Source organism: Streptomyces sp. NPDC059524, from assembly GCF_042749255.1.
Classification (GTDB): Bacteria; Actinomycetota; Actinomycetes; order Streptomycetales; family Streptomycetaceae; genus Streptomyces; species Streptomyces xanthii.
Map to the genome: position 1 here is coordinate 1 of NZ_JBHYTK010000104.1, position 5,462 is coordinate 5,462.

General features: G+C 76.0%; 5 protein-coding genes. 2 read left to right on the plus strand and 3 right to left on the minus strand.

Annotated features, from left to right (window positions below):
* Positions 1-60 precede the first annotated feature (60 nt).
* A complete protein-coding gene (locus ACFW9D_RS25710; RefSeq protein WP_384625285.1) occupies positions 61-1,164 on the minus strand; it encodes a LacI family DNA-binding transcriptional regulator in 1,104 nt (367 codons plus the stop codon).
* 97 nt (positions 1,165-1,261) lie between these two features.
* On the opposite strand from ACFW9D_RS25710, the gene ACFW9D_RS25715 reads away from it, so the two are divergent.
* Positions 1,262-2,665 (plus strand): amidase, encoded by a 1,404-nt coding sequence (locus tag ACFW9D_RS25715; protein WP_384625288.1) that lies wholly within the window; start codon positions 1,262-1,264, stop codon positions 2,663-2,665.
* Here ACFW9D_RS25715 and ACFW9D_RS25720 read toward each other — a convergent pair.
* Positions 2,662-3,834 carry a glycosyl hydrolase family 18 protein gene (locus tag ACFW9D_RS25720; protein ID WP_384625291.1) on the minus strand — a complete coding sequence of 391 codons (1,173 nt, stop codon included), beginning with the start codon at positions 3,832-3,834 and terminating at the stop codon, positions 2,662-2,664. The two genes, ACFW9D_RS25715 and ACFW9D_RS25720, sit on opposite strands and share 4 nt — an antisense overlap.
* Before the next feature lie 71 nt (positions 3,835-3,905).
* On the opposite strand from ACFW9D_RS25720, the gene ACFW9D_RS25725 reads away from it, so the two are divergent.
* Positions 3,906-4,379, plus strand: coding sequence for a type II toxin-antitoxin system PemK/MazF family toxin (locus ACFW9D_RS25725; protein ID WP_188335639.1), 474 nt, complete (start codon positions 3,906-3,908; stop codon positions 4,377-4,379).
* Here ACFW9D_RS25725 and ACFW9D_RS25730 read toward each other — a convergent pair.
* Positions 4,364-5,206, minus strand: a complete 843-nt coding sequence (locus tag ACFW9D_RS25730) for a TIGR02452 family protein (protein ID WP_384625294.1) — start codon at positions 5,204-5,206, stop codon at positions 4,364-4,366. The genes ACFW9D_RS25725 and ACFW9D_RS25730 overlap by 16 nt on opposite strands.
* Positions 5,207-5,462 lie beyond the last annotated feature (256 nt).

Genomic DNA, 5,462 nt, shown 5'->3' on the forward strand with positions numbered 1-5,462 from the left:
CCGCGCCCCCCCCGCGCGCCCCCCCCCCCCCCCGGGGGGCCCCCCCCCGCCCCCCCTGTCTCAGGTGGACTCGCGGGCGATCGCCGTGGCGCCGAGGACGTCCCGTACGAGGGGTTCGGCGGCCGGGTCGCGGACCAGCCGGTCGACGAGCTCGGCGATCTCCCGGCCCGAGGGCAGGTCGACGCGGACGGTGCTCAGACGCGGCCGCAGCAGCCGCCCCAGCATCAGGTCGTCCGCCCCCATCACGGCGACGTCCCCGGGCACGTCGGCGCCCGTGTCCTGGAGGGCGCGCATCAGCAGCATCGCGTACTCGTCGTTGTACGCGAACACGGCGCCGGGCCCGCCGTCGCGCAGCTCGCGGGCGAGCCGGGCCGCGTCCTCCTCCTCGTACGAGAGCGGGAGCGGGACGGCTTCGGCGCCGGTGGCGCGGACACCTTCGAGGCGGGGCTCGGCGTAGGCGTCCAGGCCGTGCTCGCGCGGCATGACGACGCCGATCCGGTCGTGGCCGCGCGAGCGCAGGTGCTCGGCGGCGGCGCGGCCGACCGTGCGCTGGTCCATGAGCAGGGCGTGGGCGCCCTCGACGGGTTCGGGGCCGAGGGTGAGGACGGCCTTGGTGCCGGAGCGCCGGAGGACGGCGGTGCCGTCGGGTCCGATGCCGGTCGGGGCGAGGACGGCGACGGGGCGCAGTTCGGCCCAGGCGCGGGCGGCGTCCTCGCCGGTCAGGCCGACGCTGCCGTACTGGACGACGGTGTGGTCGAGGCGGCTGAGCGCCCACTGGAGTTCGTTGAGGAACGCGCTGTGGAGCGGGCCCGCGGGCATCTCCGGCGTGGGCAGCAGAACGATGCGGGTGTGGCCCGCGCGCAGGCTGCGGGCGGCGGCGTGCGGGACGTAGCCGAGTTCTCTGGCGGCCTCGCGGACGCGGTGCCGGGTGGGTTCGCTGATGCGGACGGCGCCGGTGTTGTTGAGGACGTAGCTGACGGTGGCGCGCGAGACCCCGGCCAGGCGCGCCACGTCGGCGCTGGTCGGCACGGAGGGCGCCACCGGCTCGGCGGGCTCGGCGGAGTCGCCGGACGTGAAGGACTCAGCGGACCTGGAGGAGGCGTCGGACGAGGGTGGGCGTGGGTCGGGCTGCTGGTTCGGTATCTGCACCATGACCCCCGGCATCCTTCCAGACCGCCCCTCGGCGACGGCCCCCGGGCGTGCCGTTGCGCGCCCGGACCGCTAACGTGCGTTCACCACAGGGGAATTGGAGGTGCCGTCGATGGCCACGGACACGCTGCCGGGTCTGCGGGACGCCGCACGGGCCCTCGCCGAGGGGACGACGTCCTCGCGCGCGCTGGTGGAACGGTCGCTGGAGCGGATCGAGGCCGCGCAGCCGGTGCTCAACGCGTTCCGGCTGGTGCGGGCCGAGGCCGCGCTCGCCGAGGCGGACGCGGCGGACAAGCGGCTCGCCGCCGGGGAGCGGCTGCCGCTGCTCGGGGTGCCGGTGGCCGTCAAGGACGACATGGACGTGGCCGGGGAGCCGACCGCGTTCGGCTGCGCCGGCGACTTCCCGCCGCAGGTGCGGGACGCGGAGGCGGTGCGGCGGCTGCGCGCGGCGGGCGCGGTGATCGTCGGCAAGACCAACACGTGCGAGCTGGGCCAGTGGCCGTTCACGGAGGGGTCCGCGTTCGGCGAGACCCGCAACCCGTGGGCGCCCGGGCACACGCCGGGCGGCTCGTCCGGCGGTTCGGCCGCCGCCGTCGCCGCGGGCCTGGTGCCGGCGGCGCTGGGCTCGGACGGCGCGGGCAGTGTGCGGATCCCGGCGGCCTGGACGCACCTGGTGGGCATCAAGCCGCAGCGCGGGCGGATATCGACGTGGCCGTGGGCGGAGGCGTTCCAGGGCATCACGGTGAACGGGACGCTGGCGCGCACGGTCGGTGACGCCGCGCTGCTGCTCGACGCGGCGAGCGGCGCGCACGACGGCGATCTGCACCGCCCGCCCGCCGTGGAGGCGGCCGAGGCGGCGCGCCGCGATCCGGGACGGCTGCGGATCGCGCTGTCCCTGCGGATGCCGTTCACGGCGACGCCGAAGCGGCTGGACCCGCAGGTCAGGTCGCGGGTCGTGGCGCTCGCGGAGCGGCTCGCGGCGCTCGGGCACGACGTGGAGGAGGCGGATCCGCGCTACGGGCAGATCGGTCTGGCGTTCGTGCCGCGGGCGACGGCCGGGATCGCCGAGTGGGTGGAGCGGGTGCCCGATCCCGCACTCCTGGACCCGCGGACCCGGGAGGCGGCCCGGATGGGCCGGGCGCTCGGCGGGGGGCCGCTGCGACTTGCCCGGCGCGCCGAGGCGGCCCTGCACCGGCGGGTGGGCGCGGTGTTCGACACGTACGACGTGGTGCTCGCGCCGACGACGGCGACGCCCGCGCCCCGGATCGGCGCGATGGCGGGGCTCAGCGGCTGGCGCACGGACCGGGCGATGATCGCCGCGTGTCCGTACGCGTGGCCGTGGAACGTGCTGGGCTGGCCCGGGGTGAACGTGCCCGCGGGTCTGGCCGGCGGCGGCCTCCCGGTGGGCGCGCAGCTGCTCGGGCCCGCCCACAGCGAGCCGCTGCTGATCTCGCTTGCGGCTCAACTGGAGGCGGACCGGCGCTGGTTCGAGCACCGGCCGCCCGACTGCCGCTAGGACTCCTCCAGGGTGCGCCACAGTGCGGGTTCCTCGAAGCCGAGGGCCCACAGGACCGTGTCGCGCACCCCGTACCTGTGCAGCACCGGCAGATGCTCCGCGACACCGCGCGCGTCCTGGTACCAGACGTCGTGCTCCTCGCCGTCCTTGGTGTAGGTGAAGTGCGGGGTGCGGGACTCGGGGTCCAGGGTGTACGCGGCACCGACCTCGCGGCGCAGCGCCTCGGCCTGCCGCGAGGTGACGTGCCCGGCGCGGCCGGCCCTGCCGCGCGTCCAGTCCCAGCCGTAGGCGGGCAGGCCCATCTCCAGCTTGTCCAGAGGGACTTCGGCGGTGGCGCGGGTCAGGATCTCGTCGTACCACTGTGGGGTGGAGAGGGGGCCTGGCGTGCCGCCGGCGTCGTGCAGGTTGTACGCCATGACGCGCAGCCGGTCGGCGGCCGCCCCGAGGCGCTTGTAGTCCCAGATGCGGCCGGTGGTGCGGGTCTTGGGGCTGACGGTGACGACGCACTGTTTGTCCACGGCGTGCAGGCGGGCGCAGAGACCGGTGACGAAGTCGGCGAAGCCGTCGCGTACGGCCGGGTACGTGGCCTCGGGGGTCGGCGCGATGGACTCGTAGTCGATGTCGAGCCCGTCGTAGGCGCGGCTGCGGACGACGGTGAGCAGGGTGTCGATGTGCGCGGCGCGCTGCTCCGGGCTGGTCATGACGGCGGCGAGGGCGCCGGGCGGCAGCTGCTCCATGACGGTCGGGACGACCTGGACCCCCCGGGCCCGCAGTCCGTCGATGATCGTCCGGTCACCGGCGCCCGGGAACCCGGCGACCTCGCCGGCGGAGCGGGTCTCGTACCAGAAGGGGCTGACGGTCCGCAGTTGCGCGGCGTGCGCGAGGGCCGACCGGTAGGCGTTCTCCTGGTCCCAGTACGGGAGCCAGGCGGAGACGGTACGGGTCTTCTCGGGGACCGAAGACGAGGGTGCCGGTTGCGAGGACCCCGAAGGCCGGGGAGCCGGAACCGAGGGCGGCGCCGGGTCCGACGAAGCCGTACGGGCGGCCGCCGGCGCGGGCAGAAGCGCCAGAACGGCCAGGGCGGCAAGGGCCTTTGGGACCCAGCGGGATGCCCGGCCCGCCCTGACGGTGCGTCGCGGGCGCGGAGCGGGGGTGTGTCGTCGTGCCATGGTCCGAGCGTGTCGGCCCGGGGGTGGACCCGCCGCGCGGATTGCGCCGTCCAGGCTCTAACGTGACCCGCGTGACTGCCTTCAGGGATGACCCCGCGACCGACGCCGACACCTTCGCACAGCACCCGGGACGGGGCGGTGCGACCGCCACCGTCGAGGCCGAGCCGCGCGGGATCGGGCGGGTGCGCACCGAGTACGCGCCCGCGCACGACGGCGATCCGGACCCCGGGGAGATCGTGTGGACCTGGGTGCCCTACGAGGAGAACGACGGGCGGGGCAAGGACCGGCCCGTGCTCGTCGTGGCCCGCGAGGCGGCCGGCACGCTGCTCGCGGTGCAGTTGTCGAGCAAGCGGCACGACGACGACCGCGAGTGGGTGGCGATCGGCTCGGGGCCCTGGGACCGCGAGGGGCGGCCCTCGTGGGTGGACCTGGACCGGGTGCTGCGGGTGCACGAGCGCGGGATGCGGCGCGAGGCGTGCGCGCTGGACCGCGGCCGCTTCAACCTGGTGGTGCTGCGGCTGCGGGAGCGCTACGGCTGGCGCTGACCGGCGTCCCGTACGGGCGTCAGGACCCGCTCGAACGCCGAGCGGGTCGTGGCGCCCCGGGTCCGGTCGAGGACACCGAACACGATCTCGTCGAAGGCGCCGGCGAAGCGTCCGGTGAGCAGGGCGCGGAACGCCTCGGCCACCTGCGCCGGATCGTTCTGGAACACGCCGCAGCCCCAGGCGCCGAGGACGAGTCTGCGGTAGCCGTGCGCGGCGGCGACCTCGAGGACCCGCTCGGCACGGGAGGCGAGCGCGGCGGGGATCTGTGCCACCCGATCGGGTGTGCGGGCCGCGATCACGCCCGCGTTCGGCGCGGGTGAGGTGAGGAAGCCGACCTCGTACGGCGTCTCCAGGAGGCGTCCGGTGTCGTCGCGGAAGACGGGCACCGCCGGGGCGTGGATCACCCGGTCCGTGTAGAAGACGTCCCGGTCGGCGCGGTGGTGGGCGTAGAACTCGGGGACCTCGACGAGGCAGGTGTAGAGCGCGGAGGCGCGGCAGACGGCCTCCTCCTGGGCCTGCGCGCCGTTCACGTATCCACCGCCCGGATTGCGGGCCGAGGCGAAGTTCAGGACCGCGACCGGCTCGGGGCGGGCGGCCGTCATGCGGCGGGCCGCGTCCAGGCTGCTCTCGCCGGTGACCGTGATCTCGCTCCGGCCGTCCCCGGGCAGCGCGGCGGGCACGGGCTCGGGACCGTACAGGCGGGTGCCGGCTCTGGCGCGGGCCACCGCGTCCGCGATGCGGACGACGCGTCCGGTCCCCGTCGTGTACTCCCCCGCGCCGATGATCTTCTCCGTGTCCTGCGCGATCCCGCGCAGCCGGGCGCTCATGCCCGCTCCCCCGTCGTGCTCATGAACCGATCGTGAGCGTCCGGTGGCCGCCGGTGCAACAGGTTTTCCCGTCCTGGCGGACGCGCGAGGCGCACTCTTGTGCGATCCGCCGCGACCGTCTTGGGTGGGACGGGGGGGCGCGCCCCCGCCCCCGCCCCCCCCGGGCCCGACCCGGGAGGCCCGGGCCCCCCCGGGGCCGTTGTTGTGAGGGAGACGCGGGGGGGCCGCGGGCGGGGGCGGGCGAGTGGGAGCGGCG